The organism is Pseudoalteromonas sp. KG3, from assembly GCF_030436385.1.
Classification (GTDB): Bacteria; Pseudomonadota; Gammaproteobacteria; order Enterobacterales; family Alteromonadaceae; genus Pseudoalteromonas; species Pseudoalteromonas prydzensis.
The window spans coordinates 2,985,114-3,007,944 of record NZ_CP098523.1 but is presented as its reverse complement, the minus strand read 5'-3'; the positions used below and the strand labels follow the sequence as shown (position 1 = coordinate 3,007,944).

General features: G+C 42.2%; 19 protein-coding genes and 1 pseudogene. 9 read left to right on the top strand and 11 right to left on the bottom strand.

What is annotated here, in order from left to right:
* Positions 1 to 43: 43 nt before the first annotated feature.
* Both metL and metB read right to left on the bottom strand, forming a co-directional pair.
* On the bottom strand, positions 44 to 2,389 hold the full coding sequence (metL, locus tag NDQ71_RS14225) for a bifunctional aspartate kinase/homoserine dehydrogenase II (RefSeq protein ID WP_192540903.1): 2,346 nt from the start codon (positions 2,387 to 2,389) through the stop codon (positions 44 to 46).
* 6 nt (positions 2,390 to 2,395) lie between these two features.
* Positions 2,396 to 3,658: a cystathionine gamma-synthase gene (gene metB, locus NDQ71_RS14220; RefSeq protein WP_192540904.1), complete on the bottom strand. Its 1,263-nt coding sequence runs from the start codon at positions 3,656 to 3,658 to the stop codon at positions 2,396 to 2,398.
* A 235-nt stretch (positions 3,659 to 3,893) separates the two neighbouring features.
* Here metB and metJ point away from each other — a divergent pair, with 235 nt between their 5' ends.
* On the top strand, positions 3,894 to 4,214 hold the full coding sequence (metJ, locus tag NDQ71_RS14215) for a met regulon transcriptional regulator MetJ (RefSeq protein WP_016709540.1): 321 nt from the start codon (positions 3,894 to 3,896) through the stop codon (positions 4,212 to 4,214).
* Between the two features lie 83 nt (positions 4,215 to 4,297).
* Here the strand turns inward: metJ and NDQ71_RS14210 are convergent, their stop codons facing one another.
* Positions 4,298 to 5,539: a malic enzyme-like NAD(P)-binding protein gene (locus tag NDQ71_RS14210; protein ID WP_192540905.1), complete on the bottom strand. Its 1,242-nt coding sequence runs from the start codon at positions 5,537 to 5,539 to the stop codon at positions 4,298 to 4,300.
* A 557-nt stretch (positions 5,540 to 6,096) separates the two neighbouring features.
* The gene (rpmE, locus tag NDQ71_RS14205; RefSeq protein WP_084448215.1) at positions 6,097 to 6,309 is read right to left on the bottom strand and encodes a 50S ribosomal protein L31; all 213 of its coding nucleotides are present in this window, start codon (positions 6,307 to 6,309) and stop codon (positions 6,097 to 6,099) included.
* Between the two features lie 233 nt (positions 6,310 to 6,542).
* Between rpmE and priA the strand changes: the two genes are divergently transcribed.
* The 5 genes from priA to NDQ71_RS14180 all read left to right on the top strand — a co-directional run bounded on the left by priA (position 6,543) and on the right by NDQ71_RS14180 (position 11,691).
* Positions 6,543 to 8,729: a primosomal protein N' gene (priA, locus tag NDQ71_RS14200; protein WP_301561757.1), complete on the top strand. Its 2,187-nt coding sequence runs from the start codon at positions 6,543 to 6,545 to the stop codon at positions 8,727 to 8,729.
* Positions 8,730 to 8,749: 20 nt separating this feature from the next.
* Positions 8,750 to 9,274 carry an SPOR domain-containing protein gene (locus NDQ71_RS14195; protein WP_192540907.1) on the top strand — a complete coding sequence of 175 codons (525 nt, stop codon included), beginning with the start codon at positions 8,750 to 8,752 and terminating at the stop codon, positions 9,272 to 9,274.
* 80 nt (positions 9,275 to 9,354) lie between these two features.
* Complete coding sequence (hslV, locus tag NDQ71_RS14190) at positions 9,355 to 9,873, top strand: ATP-dependent protease subunit HslV (protein WP_145238496.1); 519 nt, start codon at positions 9,355 to 9,357, stop codon at positions 9,871 to 9,873.
* Between the two features lie 11 nt (positions 9,874 to 9,884).
* On the top strand, positions 9,885 to 11,213 hold the full coding sequence (gene hslU / locus NDQ71_RS14185) for an HslU--HslV peptidase ATPase subunit (protein WP_064667372.1): 1,329 nt from the start codon (positions 9,885 to 9,887) through the stop codon (positions 11,211 to 11,213).
* A gap of 103 nt (positions 11,214 to 11,316) precedes the next feature.
* The gene (locus NDQ71_RS14180) at positions 11,317 to 11,691 is read left to right on the top strand and encodes a gamma-butyrobetaine hydroxylase-like domain-containing protein (protein WP_301561756.1); all 375 of its coding nucleotides are present in this window, start codon (positions 11,317 to 11,319) and stop codon (positions 11,689 to 11,691) included.
* A gap of 305 nt (positions 11,692 to 11,996) precedes the next feature.
* Here NDQ71_RS14180 and NDQ71_RS14175 read toward each other — a convergent pair whose 3' ends face one another.
* The 5 genes and pseudogenes from NDQ71_RS14175 to NDQ71_RS14155 all read right to left on the bottom strand — a co-directional run bounded on the left by NDQ71_RS14175 (position 11,997) and on the right by NDQ71_RS14155 (position 17,122).
* Positions 11,997 to 12,257 carry a hypothetical protein gene (locus NDQ71_RS14175; protein WP_145238485.1) on the bottom strand — a complete coding sequence of 87 codons (261 nt, stop codon included), beginning with the start codon at positions 12,255 to 12,257 and terminating at the stop codon, positions 11,997 to 11,999.
* 548 nt (positions 12,258 to 12,805) lie between these two features.
* Positions 12,806 to 13,780 (bottom strand): transposase, encoded by a 975-nt coding sequence (locus NDQ71_RS14170; RefSeq protein ID WP_064667367.1) that lies wholly within the window; start codon positions 13,778 to 13,780, stop codon positions 12,806 to 12,808.
* Between the two features lie 140 nt (positions 13,781 to 13,920).
* Positions 13,921 to 15,440, bottom strand: a pseudogene (locus NDQ71_RS14165) (methyl-accepting chemotaxis protein); the annotation flags it as partial.
* Between the two features lie 117 nt (positions 15,441 to 15,557).
* Positions 15,558 to 16,586, bottom strand: coding sequence for an MJ1255/VC2487 family glycosyltransferase (locus NDQ71_RS14160; protein ID WP_064667361.1), 1,029 nt, complete (start codon positions 16,584 to 16,586; stop codon positions 15,558 to 15,560).
* A complete protein-coding gene (locus tag NDQ71_RS14155) occupies positions 16,583 to 17,122 on the bottom strand; it encodes a phosphatase PAP2 family protein (RefSeq protein WP_301561755.1) in 540 nt (179 codons plus the stop codon). Before NDQ71_RS14155 ends, NDQ71_RS14160 begins: the two co-directional genes overlap by 4 nt.
* A gap of 218 nt (positions 17,123 to 17,340) precedes the next feature.
* Here NDQ71_RS14155 and rraA point away from each other — a divergent pair, with 218 nt between their 5' ends.
* Entirely contained in the window at positions 17,341 to 17,838 is a 498-nt protein-coding gene (rraA, locus tag NDQ71_RS14150; RefSeq protein ID WP_064667360.1) for a ribonuclease E activity regulator RraA, read from the top strand.
* Between the two features lie 3 nt (positions 17,839 to 17,841).
* Entirely contained in the window at positions 17,842 to 18,891 is a 1,050-nt protein-coding gene (locus tag NDQ71_RS14145) for a formimidoylglutamase (protein ID WP_283709555.1), read from the top strand.
* Positions 18,892 to 18,894: 3 nt separating this feature from the next.
* Here NDQ71_RS14145 and NDQ71_RS14140 read toward each other — a convergent pair whose 3' ends face one another.
* Positions 18,895 to 20,556: a GGDEF domain-containing phosphodiesterase gene (locus NDQ71_RS14140; RefSeq protein WP_283711158.1), complete on the bottom strand. Its 1,662-nt coding sequence runs from the start codon at positions 20,554 to 20,556 to the stop codon at positions 18,895 to 18,897.
* A gap of 130 nt (positions 20,557 to 20,686) precedes the next feature.
* On the bottom strand, positions 20,687 to 21,934 hold the full coding sequence (hutI, locus tag NDQ71_RS14135) for an imidazolonepropionase (RefSeq protein WP_192541298.1): 1,248 nt from the start codon (positions 21,932 to 21,934) through the stop codon (positions 20,687 to 20,689).
* A 111-nt stretch (positions 21,935 to 22,045) separates the two neighbouring features.
* Between hutI and hutC the strand changes: the two genes are divergently transcribed.
* Positions 22,046 to 22,759, top strand: a complete 714-nt coding sequence (gene hutC, locus NDQ71_RS14130) for a histidine utilization repressor (protein ID WP_064667433.1) — start codon at positions 22,046 to 22,048, stop codon at positions 22,757 to 22,759.
* Positions 22,760 to 22,831: the final 72 nt, after the last annotated feature.

Below are 22,831 nucleotides of genomic sequence, written 5' to 3'. Positions count from 1 at the left end.
AAAAAGCGCCAATCGGCGCTTTTTTTGTTTACAAACACAGAGCTCATTTTAAGTTTTGTACTAACCAATATAAATCAGAATGTACGCCTGCAGCGGTCACTTCTTTACCCGCGCCAGGACCTTGGATCACCAAGGCATTATCACTATACCACTGGCTGTTAATGACAAAAATATTATCGCCAGGAGTTAAGTTAGCCAGTGCATCCCCCTGCGTTGCATACGCGAGTCCAACTTTAGCTGTTACTTTACCATCGGTAATTGTCAGCGCACCGGTATAACGCAGTACCTTGTTTTCTGTCGCCGCAGACTGTGCTTTTTCAACAATAAAGTCATCAAGCAACTGCTTATTATCAAGGAAAGACTGCCAATCACCTTGCGCTAATTGCGCGGGCATTAATGGCGTTAAGGCAATGTCGTCCAGCTCTAACGTTAATCCTAATTCACGGGCTAAAATAAGTAGCTTGCGCTGCATATCACGCCCTGATAAATCTTCACGGGGATCAGGCTCGGTATAGCCCATTTGCTGCGCTTGCAGTACCAGCTCTGAAAACGCCACACTGCCGTCATAACTACTGCACAACCACGATAAAGTACCCGAGAATACCCCTTCAATATGGGTGATACTGTCACCACTGTTTTGTAAATCAGCTAATGCAAAGTTAATCGGTAAACCGGCGCCAACACTGGTGTTATAACGCCATAATAAATTACGTTCGGCTAAATTGCGACGCAAGCTTTGATACCAATCATTATTTGCAGTACCCGCGTACTTGTTAGCGCTGATCAAATGGCAATCTAAGTTCACAAACGCAGGGTAAAGCTCACTAAACGCTTCACTGGCAGTAATATCAATAACCACTTTGTGCTCGTAATCAAGTTCACTGATACGGGTTAATAAATCATCCTGTTGATAGTCAATCGCTTCGTTTTGCCATTGTGATTGCCATTGCTCAAGCGCAATGCCACTTGGGCTAAACAGCATTGCCCGCGAGCGTAACAAACCAACTAGTTTAACGCTAAAATGCTGTTGCAAACGGTTCAGTTGTTGACTAAGTTGCTCAATAAACACTTCACCAACATTACCTAAACCCGCAACGATAATAGCCAACTCTTGGCCTTTATTGATCAATTTATCGTGCAATATGGTCAATACATCACTATCAATTGATTGATCGGTTAACAGTAAAATATAGTCTGTATCTTGATGGCTAAAGCGGGGAGTTAAGCTTTGCTCAGTAAGTACTTGAGTTGCTTGCTCAAATAATTGCGCCACATCATTACGTGGTGCGACAACAGCGCAGCCATGTAAGTTAGATTCAATAATATTCGCGCGCCCTTGTAAGTGACTTACCACTTGATGAGTTGCATCAGCTGGCACTAATAAGTAGGTATCACCATTTTGCACAAAGTGATGCAGACTATGTTGAATTAGCTGGCTTAACTCACCAATTTCACCGCCTCGCAACTGATCAATACGCAATAAATCAATATTTTCTAAGGTGGTGATAAAACGCTTAGCCTTACTGTACCCTTCTTTAACGACCTCTGTAGCACTGGCTTCGGTATCATAACTGCTGCGAACCACTAGCTTAATATCAGTATTTTTCAGAGGTGATAAGGTTTTCGCATGCAATACCGGGTTGCCTAAACGAGCCAGCAAATTAGCTTGGCCGCGGCATACCTTTGAGTACTTAATGGCTTTTTTAACTTTACGCGGATCAGTACTAAATACCCCTTGGGTATCAGTCCAAATAGATACTTGGTTGGCATGGCAATAACTGCTTAACAAAGTGGCACTGTAATCACTGCCATTGCGCCCAAGGGTTACCGTATTTGCTTGGCAATCGGCGGCAATAAAGCCAGTAACCACATTAATGCAATGTGCCGAGATCAACTCAGCACAGGCCTGTTGATTTTTTTGATGTAATAACTGCCCATCATTTAAAGTAAATAACAGACGCGCATCAACATCTTTCGCCTCTAGGCCTAGTTGCTGCAAATAGGTTGCTAACAAGCGTGCCGACCACACTTCGCCATGAGCAAGTAATGCAGCTTCCTGTAAGCTTTGCTGCTGCGCTTGTTGTGCTATTAAGGCCAACTCTTGATCAAGTACGTTTAATGCTGCGTGTCGCGCCGTAGGGCTTAACAATTGCTCAATCAAAGTACGTTGGTGGTTATCGAGCTGCAGTAAAATATCACTTACTGCTTGTTGATCACCTTGTTGGTAGCTTTGCCACAACTTAACTAGCGTATTGGTGGTTTTACCGGCGGCAGAAACTACCACACAGTCACCCGCTTCAGTATGCGCTAAAATAATATTGGCAACGGCCTGATAACGCTCGGCTGAGCTTAAGCTAGAGCCACCAAATTTATGAACTATATTTACCATTTTCTATTACCACAAAGCCGTATGTGCTGGAGTCAGCTTAAATGAGCTTGATTGCTCTTTATCTTGTTGTTGCGAAACCGATGTTGCTGTAGTTGCTGCATGCAGGCCTTGACCCGGTTTCACTTTATTAAATACGCGATCTAAATCAGCCAGCAAATCTTTTGCGTCTTCAATACCGACCGAAATACGGATCAAAGTATCACCTACTCCGGCCGCTAAACGCGCGGTTGCTTCCATTCCAGCATGCGTCATGGTTGCTGGGTGGCAAATTAAGCTCTCTACGCCACCTAATGATTCCGCTAAGCTGAATTCTTCAAGGCTAGTTAAAAATGCCGCGGCATCGTTAACATCACCTTTAATATCAAAGCTTACCATACCACCAAAGCCTCGTTGTTGTTGTTTTGCCAACTCATGTTGCGGGTGAGACTCAAGGCCAGGGTAATATACTTGGCTCACATAGGGCGAGCTTTCTAAATACTGAGCAATGATAAAGGCATTTTCTTGATGCTGACGCAGGCGGACATTCAACGTACGTAGGCCCCGTAAGGTTAAATAGCTATCAAACGGTGCGCCGGTAATACCAATATTATTAGCCCACCATGCAAGCTCATCACCTAACTGTTGCGTTGCGGCAATCACAGCCCCACCCACTACATCAGAATGACCATTAATATATTTAGTGGTTGAATGCACCACAATATCAACACCAAATTCAATGGGATTTTGTAACGCCGGTGACAAAAAGGTGTTATCAGCGCCGACTAACGCACCGCACTGCTTGGCAATTGTGGTGATCGCTTTAATATCTGTTAAGCGTAAAATTGGGTTACTGGGTGTTTCAATCCAAATAAGCTTTGGTTTGATCTCAAGAATTTTTTGATGGTTTTCAGCTTTAGTTAAATCTAAAACCACTAATTTTAATAACCCGCGCTTTTCAAGCGAGGTAAATAAACGATAGCTGCCACCATAGCAATCATGTGGGATCACTAAAGTATCATCACTATTAAGTAGTTGCGTGGCTAAATGCACTGCCGCCATGCCGGTTGCAGTGATTATACCCTTGGCGCCGCCTTCAAGTTTTGCAAGGGTTTCGGCTAAGATATCTCGATTTGGGTTACCGCTGCGGCCATAATCATATTGGCGCTTGGTATCAAAATCAGCAAATGAGTAGGTGGTCGATAAATGAATGGGAGGCACAACGGCGCCATGCTGTTTATCTGCATCAATGCCATTACGCACTGCAATAGTTGCTTTGTTCTTTTGACTCATAACGTCACCTACAATTAAATGGATGTTTAGACGTCTAAAAGGTTAGAGGATCGGATTTAAGAAGTCAAAGCATTTATGCTGTTTTAGCTGTAACTATGGCAGTAAAAACATTTAAGTCGCTAGATGGCTAAATAACTAGTATTTGACTATCTTATTTAAAACGATAGAATTTCGGCATCTTTGCGCAGCAAAAGGTCGCGCAAACAATTAACAACCTGAGGCAACGACACATCCTATGGCTAAATGGAATGGTGAATATATTCACCCATACGCAGAACACGGGAAAAAATCAGAACAAGTTAAAAAGATCACCGTTTCGATCCCGTTAAATGTATTAAAAGTTTTAACTGATGAGCGTACTCGCCGTCAAATTAACAATCTTCGCCATGCAACAAACAGCGAACTACTTTGTGAAGCATTTTTACACGCATTTACTGGCCAACCATTGCCAAACGATGAAGACTTACGTAAAGATAATCCAGAGAAAGTACCTGAAGAAGTGAAGAAAATCATGCTTGAGATGGGTCTAGAAGTACCTGTACTCAACGAAGATTAAACAAAAATATACTTCAGGGATTGGCTACAAAAAAAACCTCAGCGACTTACGTTACTGAGGTTTTTTATTAACCAGCAAATAAGTTACGCCATGTAATTTTCAGGCATATCGATTTGCGCAACACCCGAATCTATAGCCGCCTGCGCGACAGCTTTAGCGATACGCGGTAATAAACGCGGATCCATCGGTTTTGGAATAATATACTCAGGGCCAAATTCAAGCTTATCTACACCCGCTGCTTTTAACACTTCAGCAGGGACTGGCTCTTTAACAATACTACGAATAGCATCAACCGCCGCAATTTTCATTTCATCATTAATTTTGCTGGCGCGTACATCGAGTGCACCGCGGAAAATAAATGGGAAACACAATACGTTATTTACTTGGTTTGGATAATCAGAACGACCCGTCGCCATAATTAAATCATTTCGTGCACCGTGAGCAAGCTCAGGTGATATTTCTGGATCTGGGTTTGAACACGCAAATACTACGGGTCTATCAGCCATCAGTTTTAGATCTTCAGCTGCTAATAGGTTTGGCCCAGATACCCCCACAAAAACATCGGCATCAGCAATTACATCTTGCAAAGTACGTTTATCAGTATTGTTAGCAAATAACTGTTTATATTCGTTTAAATCATCACGACGAGTATGGATCACACCTTTACGGTCTAGCATATAAATATGTTCACGCAATGCACCACACTTAATCAGCAATTCCATACATGCAACCGCAGCCGCGCCTGCACCTAAGCACACGATAATGGCATCTTCAATATCTTTACCTTGCACTTCAAGTGCATTGATCATGCCTGCGGCTGTAACAATCGCAGTACCGTGTTGATCGTCGTGGAACACCGGAATGCTACAACGTTCGATCAATGCCTTTTCGATTTCAAAGCATTCTGGCGCTTTAATATCTTCTAAGTTAATGCCACCAAACGTATCTGCGATGTTTGCCACCGTATTAATAAAGTCTTCAGTGGTATTGTGTTTTACTTCAATATCAATCGAATCTAGGCCTGCAAAGCGTTTAAATAATAAAGCTTTACCTTCCATTACTGGTTTTGACGCCAATGGCCCTAAGTTACCTAAACCTAAGATTGCGGTACCGTTAGTAATAACCGCAACCATATTGCCTTTACCTGTGTATTTATAGGCATTAGCAGGATCAGCAGCGATTTCACGTACAGGTTCTGCAACACCAGGGCTATATGCTAAAGCGAGATCTTGGACTGTTTCAGCCGGCTTAGTTAGCTCGACACTGATTTTTCCTGGAACGGGATGCGAATGGTAATGTAAAGCTTGTTCACGAAAATCTGACATAACGCGATTTTATCCTGCAAGTAAATTAAGTTGAAAGTGAGAGTAAGCAGTTCTTATAGGGAACGATACCTATATTATAATTAAATTCAAGCAATATCAGGTCTATCCTGTTATATGCTATATCCGTTAATTTTATGCGTTTTATCGTCAAGTTTTGCAAAAAAACTGTAATTAAAAGCGATAAAAACCACATAAAGCATCAAAAAACCCAACCAAAAATGCTTGTTAAGTGAATATTTAAAGCAAAAACTATCAGCAAAAGTAGATATTCACATAAGTGAGACGTTAGCAACATTTAGCAGCATAAAGGTTAACTTTATCGACAAAAGCATTTAATCTAGCGCTTTAACACGATAATCAATATAGAGAATAAATCACTATTTGTCTGTTATTTGCTCGCTATACTGGTTATAAAAGTGGGAAATAGTCACAACATAATGAATGCAGTAAATAACGCTAAATGGGCAGGAATTAAGGGCAAGATGGACGCAGTTTTTTTAATTACAGGCATAAAAAAAAGCACCCTAAGGTGCTTTTTTCCGACAAAACAACAAGCATTACTTGCTGCTAAGTGAACCGAAACGCTTGTTGAAGCGATCAACACGGCCACCAGTGTCTAAAACTTTTTGCTTACCAGTGTAAAACGGGTGACACGCAGAACATACGTCTAAGTGAATGTCTTTACACAGTGTAGAACTAGTTTCGAATTTATTTCCACATGAACATGATGCTGAAATTACTTCGTACTTAGGGTGAATACCTTCTTTCATAGAAACCTCTAGTTAAGGCCGCATCGCTCTCCAAACCCGTAGTCTGGCACCATACGTCGTTAAAACAAATTATTTAGGACGCGTATTCTATGCAACAACCCCGCTTGCTACAAGCTTTAAATAGTGTTTTTGCTAATAAATTAAACAAAAACGTTAAAGCCAAGATTCGCTGCTAGGTTTTTAGCTGTAATTTTAGTACATTAACTTCCTTGCTAGTTATTGTTTGGGTTGTTATGAGTTTTGTTGAAGTTGCTATAAAAGTTCCGTTGCAGCGCACCTTTGATTATCGCATCCCAACGCAACTTAGCGGTTTATCAACACCGCCTCAAGTGGGGGCTCGTGTCATGGTACCGTTTGGCAATCAACGTAAAGTTGCAGTGGTATTGGCTTTAAAAACACACAGCGACGTGCCCGCCGACAAGCTCAAAGACCTATTTGAAGTCATTGACGATGAACCAATTCTATCGCCGCAACATATCGAACTATTGCGCTTTACCGCACGGTATTACTGCTATCCATTAGGCGAAACCATCCATATTGCCCTGCCAAGTGCACTGCGCCAAGGTTTATGCCCAGATAAAAGCAGTATCAATATGGTGGCACTGACCGACAAAGGCGCCAAGCTGCCGTCTTTAAAAGCAACCAGCCAATTAAACTTGCTCAAGCAATTGGCCGAATCGGGTAAATCGTCTTTAACAGAATTAAAAGCATTGGGGTTTAGTAAAAAAACCATCGACAGCTTGCTGACTAAAGAACTGATCAGCCAAACCATCGAGCACGACAATCAATGGCAGCAACAAGCGCCTACCGTGGGCAATAAACCGACGCTAAATAAAGAGCAAGCGGTTGCCTGTAGCACCATAAATCAAGCACAAGGGTTTAATAGCTTTTTACTTGAAGGGGTGACTGGCAGCGGTAAAACCGAAGTCTATTTACAGTGCCTTGAAGACGTTTTAACACGTGGCGAGCAAGCGTTAGTGCTAGTGCCTGAAATAGGCCTTACCCCGCAAACCGTTAACCGCTTTCGTCGGCGTTTTCCAGACACCCCCATTATGCTGTGGCATTCTGCGTTGACCGATAATGAACGCCTGCAAACCTGGCGCTTTTGTGAAAAAGCTAGCTGCGCAATAGTGATCGGCACCCGTTCAAGTATCTTCTTACCGTTTTTAAAACTCGGCATGATCATTGTCGATGAAGAGCATGACAGCTCTTTTAAACAACAAGACACGCTACGTTACCACGCCAGAGACTTAGCCGCTTATCGTGCTTTTCAGCATAAAATACCGCTTATTTTAGGCTCAGCTACTCCGGCTCTTGAGACTTTACATAAAGCGCTGAATAACAAATATCAATTATTAAGCCTCACGCAACGCGCGCAAACCAGCACCGATAATAAATTTCAATTATTGGATATGAAAGGTCAGCCCGATCAAGCGGGAATAGCCCACGGCAGCCTAGCGACGATTCGCCAGCATTTAAAGCGTGGCAAGCAAGTGATGGTATTTTTAAATCGTCGTGGCTTTGCACCGACCTTGATTTGCCATGAATGCGGCTGGCTCAGTGAATGCAAACGTTGCAGCACCAGTGCGACTTTTCATAAAGCAATCGGCCAGATGATTTGCCATCATTGCGGCGAGCAAGAACGGGTGCCACACCAGTGCCCAGATTGCGGCAGTACACAAATATTCCCAAATGGTAAAGGCACTGAACAAATAGAAGAGTTTTTAAGCAGTGAATTTCCTGACACCCCAATTAGCCGCATTGACCGCGATTCAACGCGCCGTAAAGGCAGCTTAGAAAAAGCCTTAGACGATATTAATCAAGGTGGTGCGCGTATTTTAGTTGGCACGCAAATGCTGGCTAAAGGCCATCATTTTGCCGATGTTAGCCTAGTACTGATACTCGACGTGGATGGCGGCTTATATTCCTGTGATTTTCGCGCCACCGAGCATTTAGCACAGTTGGTCACTCAGGTGGCTGGCCGTGCGGGGCGCAGTGGCGAGCCAGGTCAGGTGTTATTACAAACACACTTCCCTGAACATCCGTTATTGCAGGATTTAGTCAATAATGGTTATCAAGATTTTGCCCGTTTTGCGCTGCAAGAGCGTGATGACGCGCAACTGCCACCCATTACTAATATGGCCATTATCCGTGCTGAAGGTCACAACATAAAGCAAGTAGTCGATTTTTTAACGGATTTAGTTCCAGTTCAGAGTCTAACTGGTATACAATTGCTGGGTCCGATCCCTGCACCACTCGAGCGAATTGCAGGGAAATACCGTTTTCAATTACATATTCAAGCGCTCGAACGCCCTCTATTACACCAATATCTCGCGCAAATGGTCGACTATTTAAGTACCAGTAAATTAGCGCAAAAGGTGCGATGGAGCTTAGATGTAGATCCTATAGATATGATTTAAGGTTAGAAGTCCACATAACCATGGCACAACACGATTTTATAAATAAAAAGCCAAATAACCGTAAAAAACAGCCACCACCAAAAAAGCCCTTTCCGGTGTTATTGATGCTTGTGGCCATTTTGTTAGTTGCGGGTTTTAGCTTTGGTTTATGGTATGTAAAGACCAATGCCGATCCTAAACTGGTTGAACAGCAAGCAAATCCAATGCCTGCAAAAGTAAAAGAGCAACTCGCAAAACCGCGCCCACCAGAATTTATTAAAGAAATCAAAGAACATGAAATTCAGGTTGAAGTAAGAGAAATTGAACAAAAAGGCCCCTATGTCATGCAATGTGGCTCGTTCAGAACTCATGGCCAAGCCGAAACGCTCAAAGCAAAAATTGCATTTGCCGGATTAATTGCCGAAATTAGAGAAACAACGGGCACCAATGGTGTTTGGTACAAAGTACGTCTAGGCCCTTACAAAACCAAACGTTTAGCCGAAAGCGATAAAAATAAACTCAAACGCAGTAAAATAACTGGCTGTGGAATTTGGAATTGGACTTGATTTTAGTCCATTAACCCATATTAACTCATCATCAATCGTTTTTAACGAGTCGCCCCTGCGGCTCGATGATGAGGAATAACATGACCACTATTGTAAGTGTACGTCGCGGCGATAAAGTCGTCATTGGTGGCGATGGCCAAGTTTCACTTGGTAACACCGTAATGAAGGGCAATGCCCGTAAAGTTCGACGCCTTTATAATGGCAAAGTGATCGCTGGTTTTGCTGGCGGTACTGCTGATGCCTTCACCCTATTCGAACGTTTTGAAAGCAAACTTGAAATGCACCAAGGCAATTTAACCAAAGCCGCAGTTGAGATGGCCAAAGATTGGCGTAGCGATCGCGCCTTGCGCAAATTAGAAGCGCTACTTGCTGTTGCCGACTCCACCGCGTCTTTGATCATCACCGGTAACGGCGATGTTGTGCAACCTGAAAACGACCTCATTGCCATCGGTAGTGGCGGTAACTTTGCGCAATCTGCAGCAACCGCCTTGCTTGAAAACACCGATCTTAGCGCGCGTGAAATCGTCGAAAAAAGCCTCACCATTGCAGGCAACATTTGTGTATTCACAAATAACTTCCAAACCATCGAAGAATTGTAATAGGAACTGCTATGTCTGATATGACTCCCAGAGAAATCGTTCATGAACTTGACCAACATATCATTGGCCAAGCTAAAGCAAAAAAAGCAGTGGCCATTGCACTTCGTAACCGCTGGCGCCGCATGCAACTCAATGAAGACCTGCGCACTGAAGTAACGCCGAAAAACATTTTGATGATCGGCCCAACCGGTGTAGGTAAAACTGAAATAGCCCGTCGCTTAGCTAAACTTGCCAACGCCCCTTTTATTAAAGTGGAAGCCACTAAATTCACTGAAGTAGGCTATGTTGGTAAAGAAGTTGAAACTATCATTCGCGACTTGGTTGACGTTTCAATCAAAATGACCCGCGAGCAACAAACTAAAAAGTTTAAACATCGCGCTGAAGAAGCCGCAGAAGAGCGTATTTTAGACGCGCTACTGCCACCAGCAAAAGATTCATCTGGTGAAAGCCAACGCGATGACGGCTCATCTACACGCCAAGTATTCCGTAAGAAATTACGCGAAGGGCAATTGGATGACAAAGAAATCGATATTGATTTAGCTCAAGCGCAACCAAACGTTGAGATCATGGCACCACCTGGTATGGAAGAGATGACCAACCAGCTGCAAAGCATGTTCCAAAATATGTCCGGTGACAAGCGCAGCAAACGTAAAGTTAAAATCAAAGAAGCGTTCAAACTGTTAGTGGAAGAAGAAGCTGCTAAATTAGTGAACCCTGAAGAGTTAAAAGAGCAAGCGATTTTCGCTGCCGAACAAAACGGTATCGTGTTTATCGATGAGATCGACAAAATCTGTAAGCGTGGTGAATCATCAGGCCCAGACGTAAGCCGTGAAGGCGTACAGCGCGACCTACTGCCACTTATTGAAGGCTCAACGGTGAGCACTAAACACGGTATGGTGAAAACCGACCACATGTTGTTTATTGCCTCTGGCGCATTCCAAATGGCAAAACCATCAGACATGATCCCAGAGCTACAAGGTCGCCTACCTATTCGTGTCGAACTTGAAGCACTCACCGCTGATGACTTTAAACGCATTCTAACCGAGCCACACGCCTCATTGACCGAGCAACAACATGCGCTACTTAAAACAGAGCAAGTAAATGTTGAGTTTAGCGACGACGCCATTGAGCGCATTGCCAAAGCGGCATGGCAAGTAAACGAAAAAACCGAAAACATCGGTGCCCGTCGTCTACACACCGTGATGGAAAAGCTAATGGAAGAAATTTCCTATGATGCCTCCGAGCAAGCTGGCAGCAGTATCGTGATTGACGCCGCCTATGTAGAGCAGCATTTAGGTGCGCTGGTTGAAGATGAAGACCTAAGTCGCTTCATTCTTTAATTTTAAAACTAGGATCTAGGGCCTTGGTTCTAGGTTCTAGGTTCTAGGTTCTAGGTTCTAGGTTCTAGGTTCTAGGTTCTAGGTTCAACACAAAGGTATAACAATGAAGCAAGTGATCAAGGTACATCATCATACAGTTAGTAAAACCCTTGATGTTTATTTTGACGATGACAGCCATTGCACCTTTAGCTGTGAGTTTTTACGCGTTCATTCACCATCTGCCGAAGTGCAAGGCCACGGCAACGAACCGATGAAGTTGGTGCTAAATAAACAGTTAGTTGGTATCAAACATATTGAACCCGTCGGCCACTACGCACTGCGTTTAGACTTTGACGATGGCCACAACAGCGGCTTATTTAGCTGGGCATACTTCAGCCACCTACAAACTCAACATGACGAGCTATGGCAAACCTACCAACAACGCGTCGCAGAGCATCAAGCCAATAAAGACAGCGTACCGATCAAGTTTGTACCTTAGCGAGTTGGCGAGTTGGCGAGTTGGCGAGAGTAAAGTTAGCAAGTTAAAAGGTTCAAGGTGAAAGTTAGCGCAGCTCGGCGTTAAAGTTGATTATGTGGTTCTGGTTGAGTGTAGCGAAGCATAACGAGAAGGCGCTAGGTAAAGGTTTTAATAAGCCCTAATAGCCTGATTGCCGTAAGCTACTTACAGCTGCATCGACAGACGATGTAAACAAATTTGTTTATTGATTTTAAGTTGGCCGTTACCGAATTTAAACCGTTAAAGGTAATAGTATTGCCTATTGACTGAGTTAAGACTCATATATGTTAGGGTTGCTTTCTGACTTTAAACTTATGATAAATAAAACCAATAACAAATGATATTACTAAGCATGCCGCAATTAGTTTTACACCTAACATTTCAAGAGGAGACTGACCTTTTGGAAAATAATCAAAATATGAAACACCACTGTTAAAGCATTCACCAAAATTTGGCTCAATAATATCAACAAAACCTGAACAAAATAATGCAGAACTACCATAAGATAATATAAATAATATCAGTAAAATCCAGCTTAAAAGTTTCATTGATACTCTCGTAATCCTAACGAGCCTGTAGGATAACTCGTTTTTAATTTATTGTTATTGATGGTTTAACCATAGCGGAGTTGCTATTTTGATTCAATCGCTTAGTAATATTCGTGTTAGATTATCGATTATTTAAGCATGGTGAGGGTAAATATTGATACTACAATGTGACAATTTCCTCCTCCGCAAACCATTTTTGTCTTAAAGCATTTTCCTTCACTTTAATAGGCTCGCTGGTGTAAGCAATGATCGCCAGACTTTCTTCTGATCTACTGCAAGTCACATAAAATAAACGTCTAGTGCGGTCGATACTGGTTTCTTTACCTTTTGCTTTATTCTCAAGACAAAAGAACTAAAAGTGACACCCACTTTAAAATCGCCTAAAAATAGCACCAAATAAGTTCACATCAAATCAATTTACCGCCTAAAACTCATTCAAAATTACACTTATAATTATCTCGGGAAGCTTTTATTCGACAAGTCCTAACTTACTGACATGCAATCCCTTGCCTTGGGACAATATTTGACGTTTTAGCTGGGTATAAGTACTAGGCCAGTAGTTTTTCGCTGTTGCTAACGTTGCTACGTCGTTTTCTCTTCAGATTTTCACAATAGCTTTCTTGTGCTGCCGCCCTACCCACTGCACCATGAAATACGCGGGTAAATTGCGTGGTCAGTTTTAACCAGTTTTCGGGCGAAATATTTACACGCTCTAATAATGGTAAATGACTACTTTCGATATAACCCCGTTTCCCTTCCCTAACGCAGCGCCCAGTTAATTCAATAAGTTCAAGATACGATTTAAGCTCAAAAGGCAGGCCTTTCGGCATTATCTGACACGGCATGCCAGCAAAACGTAATAACTTTTTAGGTTGCTTGCCTGTTGATGCGCTTTCAATACGTTTTTGTACGCTGGTGTAGATTGATTTCTCTGGGGTGTTCGCTATTTTGGCGCGGATTGGGTTTAAATCGACATACGCCATACACGCTGCAAGTGCAGCTTCATCTAGTAGAGCTTGTGATTTAAAGCGACCTTCCCAGAATCGGCCTGTGCAGTTATCTTCTTTATTGGCTCTGCGGGCAATATCTTCATTTAACAACCGCATAAACCAGCTAATACTGGATAACCGCTCTCGATATTGCTCAACCGTTTGATTAAAAAAGATGAACTCTGATTTACTCAATTTTTCACCTTGCAAATACTTTTTCGTCAATAACGTGCCTTTACACAGCTTATGCCAGCGTAGAATAATGGCTTTGTCATTAAGCCTATTTGCTTTTTTATCATCAACGTACAGTACTAAATGCGTGTGGTTGCTCATCACTGCATAGGCACACACATCAATGCAAAATACCTTAGCCAAGGCGAGTAGTTTATCTTCTACCCAGCCCCTGCGGTGCTCATAGGACTGACCTGTAAAACGGTCTTCACCGCATAAAAAAGCACGGCGTACACACCGAGAAATACAATGATAGTATTTTGTATCAACCAAACTTACTTGACGCTTTCTTGCAATTGCCATGGAACACCCTGTTTGTTTTTCATACTAATTTAAAGCTAGTAAAAAATAGGGGAAATACAAACTTTAGGATGGGTGTCTTCTTTGTTTTCTAATTTAAAGCTAGTAAAAAATAGGGGAAATACAAACTTTAGGATGGGTGTCTTCTTTGTTTTCTGAGCAAGTGAGCGAACTTCATCGGCGACCACTGCGAAGCCGCGACCTTGTTCACCAGCACGCGCCGCTTCAATGGCTGCATTAAGTGCGAGTAAATTCGTTTGTTCCGCGATACCCCGAATTACATCTAATACTGAACCAATGGTTTCGCCGTCTTTTTCAAGTTGTGATACGACCGTTGATGCGTTACCTAATGAATCAGACAACTGCTTAATTTGCTTAACCGTGGCCTCTACTTCTTTACGTCCTTGTTGCGCACTTTGGTTAGTTGATTCAGCTTTTTTAGCTGCGGCCTCAGTATTATGAGAAATATCCTGAATAGTCGCCTGCATTTCAGTGGCAGCCGTTGCTACCATATCCGCTTCATGTAACTGCTCTTGCATACCTGAACTGGTGGCGGCGGTGGTTTCCGATAAGTGATCGGTCGCTATATTTAGCGTGGTTAAAGCGGTATTCACTTCGTAGATCAGTTTTTTGAAATCATTTATAAGACTATTAAAATCAATCGTCATGATGGTGACTTCGTCTTTACCGCTGTGCTCTATAGTAAGGCGTAAATCATTGTTGCGGCGAATTTCATTAATCGTATGGTAAACCCGCTCAATAGGAACAATGATCGAACGACTCGTCAAGTAGACTAAAATCATCACCAGCAAACTGGCCACAATAAAAATGATGATGGCGATCATTTGCGCTTGTGCTGCGGTAGATTCAACTTGTTGCTTCGTTGCGGTCGTAATTAAAGTGACTAAATCATCACTTTGTTTGACGCTGTCTCTCATTCTACCGAGCGCACCAGAATTCAAATCCAGACCTAATGCAACTTGCGCATCAACTAACGATTTAAACTTACTGTTATAAACTGCAAGTAAACGTAATAGCTCTGACTGGTCACTTGAAGCCAAGTTTTCATTGCGAATTTGACGCTCTAACTGCACTACACCGCCTTCAAAACTGGCTAAGTATTTCAGATCAAAGCGCAGCATAAAATCTTTTTCAGAGCGCCTTAGCTGTAACATTAAGCTCAGTAAATGGTAGTTATCTTGCTCATCCAGCAAAGTCTCAATTTTATGAACCGCATCTCGTAGTTCACCATACAAGGCATCTTTGGGGTGTAAACCTATTTTCTTTTGTAATTTTACAACCTTTTGAAAATCATCATTATACTGCTTAGCAAGGATGGCAAATTGCTCCACTTGCGCAGTGGCGATATCAAGCTCACGTGAGAGCTCAGTTAACATACTAATTTTATATTTTAGTTGCTCATATTCTTGTGCGAACAACTCTAAACTACTTTCTTGTTTGTAAAACAAAAAATCTTTTTCGTACTTACGCATAGAGAGTTCATGTATATCAAGCTCTTCCGCGTATTGAATCGTTTCGTTTAGTTTTAGCTTATGCGTGCTTCATAAATAATAACGCACAACATAACTACCATCGCAAGACCAACTACGAGTGCATTGACTTGTAAGCGACGCTTAATAGTCAAATTTTGGAGTAAACCCATTAACAACAGCCTTTAAAAATAATTCACTGTAAATAGTATAGTTAAATAACGAATAGTTAGCTTACATTATTGCTCTATTTACTATGATGCTCTAAAAAAACTTAGCTAAATTAGGGGTTAACTTACCGCAGACCATAAGTTTTGATGTAATTCCTCGGTGTTACTCCATTGTTTTGCCGCTAGCCAATCAACTAATGGCTGCGGATCGCTAGGAAAATTAATTTGTTTGTGGCTTTTACTATTGATCCAATCATCCAAAGCATTAGGGTTTAAGTAATTCATGATGTGAGCCGCTTTCATTGCCAGTAATGTTTGGGCATTGGCAGCTTGTTCAAACTGCCCAGCCAACGGTTTTAATAACAGTTTTTTACCTAGCTTTAATGCCTCACTCGAAAGCTCAAACCCGGCATTGGCGATCACACCTGAGGCGTTTGCTAAGTCATTTAAAAAACCATTACGGGCGGGGCTTCGCAAATGAATGTGCCCAGTTGAAGTATTGTCTGCTTGCGGGTGATAGCAGTAAAATTCTTTTTCAGGAAAATCTCGCAAGTAATCAACCACACTGTTGAGATCTTCAAACGGAAGATACACCAACACTTTATTATCAACATTAACTGGATTATTGTGTTGATGGTGAGCAATAAATGGCGGAATGATATTTTGTGCGAAAGGTTGCCAATGCACCCCCAAATAAATATCCGCGGGGGCATAATATTTAATAAATGAGCGGCGCAACAAACTGTGGCCAAACATCGGTACTTTAGGCGACAAAAACGCAGCTTGATGGCTCATGCCAATAACAGGCACACCTTGACGTTTTGCTGCCCATGCAGTGATAGGTTCAAAGTCGTTAAAGACAAAATCATAGCCTGATACATCAAGCAATTTTATATCTCGAAGTAATTTACATAGCCGGGTATTTTTTACTGTCTGATAACTATTTACTTGGCCATTTTTAGTACTGAAGGATAAACCTCGAAAACTACGGTAATTTGCAAACTCGTCCATATCAAAGTAATTTTGCTGAGTGCGACCTGAAAACACATAATCAACCTCAACCCCCATTTGCTTGAATGCATTTGCCATCACTCGCGCACGGGTGACATGACCATTGCCAGTCCCTTGGATGCCATACAGTATTCTCATAAAGTCGCCACGATTAAGATTGCTAATAAACCACAACTGCTGCCCATTAATGCACCAAGTACTACATCAACAGGAAAATGTACGCCAAGTAACACCCGAGATGCCGCAACACATACAGCCCATAAAAACCACAGGCTAACAAACTCTGGAAAGTACTGAGCTAATACAACTGCGACTAAAAATGCCCCAGCACTATGCCCAGACGGTAAGCTAAATTTATCACTAGGAACAATATAAGCGCCTTTAATTAAGCCATCACACGGCCTGATTCTGGCAAAACTGTTTTTTGCGACAAAATATATGGGACGTTCAATTAAAAAGCCTAGTAATAGCGTCATCGCCATTAATTGTAATTCTGGTTCATTACTAAGCCAGCCAAAGCCGACGGCGATTAACACATAAAGCCCTCCATTGCCTGTTTTAGAGAAACCTAATGCAGAATTTTTTACCCATGTTGGGGCATTGCCATTAAACACCATCAAAAATAAACTTTGATCCAGCTGAGCCACTTTTTTTAGCATGTTGTTCTCATTCATCACTTGCTCCTTTACTGTGTAAACTCTGTACACAATTTCAGCTTAGGCGGTGAAAATAACAATTGAGTGACGCTTTTAAGACACTAATGTTGCTTTTGCTGTTTTAGCGCAATAATTGTTTAAAAAGAGCGCAATTTACTACGATTAAATCGTTGTTATTGCAATTAAGCAAGGTATACTAAAGTTCAGCTCACGTATCTTTAGATAAGGATAGAAAAATGGATTACAGCACTTCAGATTTATGCGATCACTTTGCCGATGTGGTCGATGTGCTCGAACCTATGTTCATTAATTTTGGCGGTCGTCACAACTTTAGTGGCCGTATTAAAACCGTTAAATGTTTTGAAAATAATGAACTGATCCGCGATATACTCTCTCAAGATGGCGAAGAGTGCGTATTACTAATCGATGGTGGTGGCTCGACGCGTCGTGCGCTCATTGACATTGAGCTTGCAGAACTAGCCATTGAAAACAATTGGCAAGGTATTGTGGTTTATGGCGCAGTACGCCATGTTGATGAGCTTGAAGAACTTGATTTAGGCATTCAAGCCATTGCGTCTATTCCAGTTGCAGCAGACAGCACAGGTGCCGGTGAAGATGGCATTGGTGTAAACTTTGCCGGAGTATCATTTTTTGATGATGATTTTATCTACGCCGACAGTACAGGTATTGTGTTATCAGCAGAAGAACTTGAACTGGAAATTGTAGAAGAATAAGCAGTGGCAAACCATCTCCATATTTATGACGAAGCGACTGTTAAACCATGGTGTAACAGTCGCGCCAACGAAAAGAAAGCGTGGCAATCTATCGCCCTACTCGACACCCATGTTGAGCCACTGCAAGCCATGCAAGATGCCGCACAATTTGGTATTAAGTATGTTCTATTGGGTATTTGTGAAGATATTGGCCCACGAGCTAACTTAGGTAATGGTGGTGCCGAAGATGGTTGGCAAGCATTCCTCAAACGCTTTTTAAATCAACCTGATAACCAATTTTTAGCGAACGAAAAAGTGTTGTTATTAGGCGAAGTCGCAATTAACGATTTAACCCAAGCAGCGCGCGATTTATCAAACCAAAACCCTCAACAATTAGCGCAATTACGCGAGTTATGCGCCCAACTTGATCAACGTGTTGAGCAAGTGCTGAGCTTGATTTTTGCCGCTGGCCTTGAGCCTATCGTGATTGGCGGTGGCCATAATAATTGCTTAGGTATTATTCGCGCACTTAGCAAACACAAACAAACAGCTATCAATGCAATTAACTTTGATCCTCATGCTGATTTTCGTGATTGTGAAGGTCGCCACAGTGGTAATGGCTTTCGCTATGCTTACAACGAGCAACACCTTGGTCATTACCATGTGATTGGTATGCATGAGCTAAAGAATAACCAAGCGATTATAGATGCCTTAGCTACTGCGCAATTTAATTACGACAGCTACCAAGCGCTGCAAGTAAGACGCGAGAAAACCCTTACTGAAGCATGCCAACAAGCTCTTGCAACCCTAACTCATGCCCCTCTTGGTGTGGAAGTTGATTTAGATAGTATTTCATTAATGCCTGTCAGTGCTTACACAAACTGTGGTTTTAGTGTTAGTGACGCCGAACATTTTGTGCATTTGGCTGCCAGTCAAATTAACAGCCATTACCTACATTTATGTGAAGCGGCCCCAAACCAACACCCCAGTGGGATGCAAGCAGGAATCAGTGATGCAGGGCAAATAATCACCGCGCTTGTGAATGCATACCTACAAGCTAGAGAGCATGCATAGCGGCTATTGGTGCTCTATTTGCCATTGCCTAAGCCATGAAATCATACCCACGCTACTTAATGGATGACTAAAGTAATACCCTTGTGCAGCATAAGTATTTAGGCTTTTTACAAAGTTTAGCTGTTCACGGGTTTCAACACCTTCGCAGATAACTTTAGCATTTTGCTGATTGTGCATATCGACCATACCGCTGATCAAACTACGAACATGGCTTTGCTGGCTAAAGTCAGCGGTTAATGCAGGGGCTATTTTTACATATTCAACGGCTAGATTCGGCAATTTAGCTAACCAGATTGGGCTGTCGCCAAGACCATCAACACAGATTTTAATACCTATACTATTAATGCGCGCCACCATGGCTTTGCCTTGATCATCTAAACTCATAAATAGATTAAGTGGGCACTCTACAATGAGATCTCCAGCTTGTAGCTGATGTTCCACAAAGATACGGTCAACAAACTCGATAAACTCTTCATTTAGCATTTCAGAGCCGAATAAATTAATACTTAAAGGCATGCTGATACCTTCCATGCGCAGTGCCATTGCCAGCTCCGCTGCACGCTCGATCACAAAGGTTGCTAATGGATAGGCAAGCCCTGCGACACGTATGTCATCTATAAAACGGTTGGCGGATAAAATTCCTTGTCGTGGATGCTGCCAACGTAACAATAACTCTAAAAACTCAATGTTATCGTGTTGATTGCAAATAATCGGCTGGAAATACAATTCAAGTTCGCTGGAAAAATCTATATTGGCTAATTCGTGCAAGCGGGCTTGTTGCTCTAGTTGCTCTATTTTCATTTGCTGATGGTAGGCCACCACTTGCTGTTTAGGGTGGCTATCTAATGCGAGGAAAGCAAATGAAACTAAATTATTAAAACTATTTTCTTGCTCATCACAGTCAACAAAACTCGCCCGCGCGCTTACTTTGATAGTGCAATTAGCCACATTGAAAGGTTTTACAGTTGCTCCTAATATTTGATTGATTAACTGTTCATGTAAATGTTTTTGCTGTGCTAAGTTGCAGATAAAAGCAAAGTTAAGGCCACCTAAGTGTGCTAACTTTTGCTCCCCATCTAAACTAATAACTTCTTCAATAAGTAGCAGCTGTTTAATGCGATTTGCCGACTGTGCGAGTAATAAGTCACCAAAATCACGACCAATATGCTGGTTAACTTGCGCAAATCCTTCTAAACGAAACACCACTAAGGCTGCCCGCTGTTGGTTATCTTTACGCCAATCGTAATAACCTTGGCGCAGCAATTTAATGTTAGGTAAGTTTAATAACGGCGCAGGTTCCATATAATTGGCATTATTAAGCTGCGTCACATCATCTGTAGCAATTGCTAATTCTTCATCAGTAAAATAGCCTGACATCGCCAATACAATGCTCGCCAGAGCAATTAAATACAGCGGTAAATCCAATAATAAATGAGCGGATAACAGCACTGTAAATACTAATGCAGAGCAGCAACTCAGGGTAAGCATAGTCCATTTATTTTGCGAGAAGGCTAACCATAAGTGCAGGCCAATACTGACTGCAAATAATAGCTCTAAAAAGTTTAGCTCGTTGCTTAATATGGCCAGCGCTAGCACGCTATTGATTAAATAACTAAGGCGTAATAATGGCTTTTGCACCACGCATAACGCGCAGATCATCGCCATTAAAACCGCACCGGCTAAAAAAACAGGTAATTGTGGGTGATTTAGTAATGCGCTCCCTGCGGTATATTCAAGTCCTGTGTTTGTTAATAGCGCAATTAAAAACATCTTTTCAGTACAACGTTAAACCAGATTAGTTTAGTCTACCCAAAACCCACAAATTTAACAGTTTATTTACGCCTAACTGGTAACTTAATTGCGCGGGATGGGATATCTGCCAATGTGCTATATCGGCGCGCATACCCACTTTTAGTACGCCACGATCACTTAAACCAAGGGCTTTAGCTGCGTTTTTGGTGACGCCAGCCAAGGTTTCTTCTGGTGTTAACCTAAATAAGGTGCAGCCCATATTCATCATTAATTGCAAAGAACACAAGGGTGATGTACCTGGGTTAAAGTCTGTGGAGATAGCCATAGGCACTTTATATTGCTTTAATAACGCTATTGGCGGCTGTTTAGTTTCACGTAAAAAGTAAAATGCACCGGGTAATAACACCGCCACGGTTCCAGCAGCAGCCATCGCTTTTACGCCCTGCTCATCTAAATGCTCGATATGATCCGCCGACAAGCCCTTAAACTCGGCAACAAGCTCGGCGCCATGTTGATTTGATAATTGTTCGGCGTGGCATTTCACCGGCAAACCATGTTTAGTGGCCGCTGCAAATACACGGCGAGTTTGCGCATGACTAAATCCCACATTTTCACAAAATACATCCACAGCATCGGCCAAATTACCCGCAACCACTTGCGTTAGCATGTCATTACACACCAACTCAATGTATTCATCACTGCGGCCTTGGTATTCAGGTGGCAAAGCATGTGCCCCTAAAAAGGTCGTTTTTACATCAACGGGGTGATTTTCACCAAGTAACCGGGCTACTTCGAGAATTTTAACTTCATTTTCGCAATCTAAACCGTAACCCGATTTAATTTCAACCGTTGTCACGCCTTCGCTATACAGCGCATTTAAGCGATCTTTCGCTAAAACAAATAAGGTTTCATGATCAGCCGCACGGGTGGCTGTTACAGTACTTGCGATACCACCGCCCTGCGCTGCTATTTGCTCATAACTCACACCTTGTAAGCGCTGCTCAAACTCTTCTGCTCGCGATCCTGCAAACACTAAGTGGGTATGACAATCAATTAATCCTGGGGTGAGCCATTGCCCCTTTGCTGAAATGATCGGCGTTGCGAGTGCATCAAACGAGGGTAATTCAGTTTGCTTGCCAAGCCATGCTATATGGCCATCTTTAATCGCCAGTGCAGCATGTTCAATTGCCCCATAAGGTGCATCAATATTGCTATCCATAGTGGCAATATTGGCATCGGTGATCAGTAAATCCCATTCGTTGCAGTGGTTGTTTGCAGTTACGTTAGTCATAGCAGCCCTTAAAAAATGTTTTAATCAGTCTAACAAGCTATCTTGTATATACAAGATAAATGTGCCATCTTATAGCCAGTATTTAATTAAATGAAAACTGTAGATCAGCACATGACGACACCTAAGTTCGCGCAAATAAAGCAATTTATTGTTGATAATATTCGATCATCCGCTTGGCTTGAAAACCAACGGGTGCCTTCTGAAAACGAATTAGCCGAACAATTTAGTGTTAGCCGCATGACTGCTCGCCGTGCCTTAAGCGAATTAACCGAAGCTGGTATTCTTACTCGCAGCCAAGGTTTAGGCACATTTGTTGCCAGTTTTAAATCGCAGTCATCGTTACTTGAAATTAAAAATATAGCGGATGAAGTTAAAGCACGTAATGGTAATTACAGTTGTACCGTTTTAGTGCTTGAATCAATCAGCGCTGTGGCACCGATTGCCATTGCATTAGGTGTTGAAGTAGACAGTGTGGTATTTCGCAGTGTGCTAGTGCATAACGAGAATGAGCAACCACTTCAAGTGGAGGAACGTTTTGTTAATCCAGCACTGGCACAAAGTTACTTACAACAAGATTTTACCACTTTAACACCGCATGAATATTTATCGAGTGTGGCACCGCTGACTGAAGCGCGCCACACTGTTGAAGCCATTATGCCAAATAATGAAATGTGTCAGTGGCTGAACTTATACCATGAAGAACCATGCTTGCAGGTGATCCGCCGAACTTGGTCATCCGCAGGTATTGTTAGCTTTGCTCGGTTAGTGTCCCCTGGTAGTAAATACCGCCTAGGTGGCCACTTAACTTTTAAAAAGCAACACTAAAAAGATTATTAACATCAAAAAGATGCGCTTAGTTGCGTATTTTTTGTAACTAACAAGCTTGTATATACAACA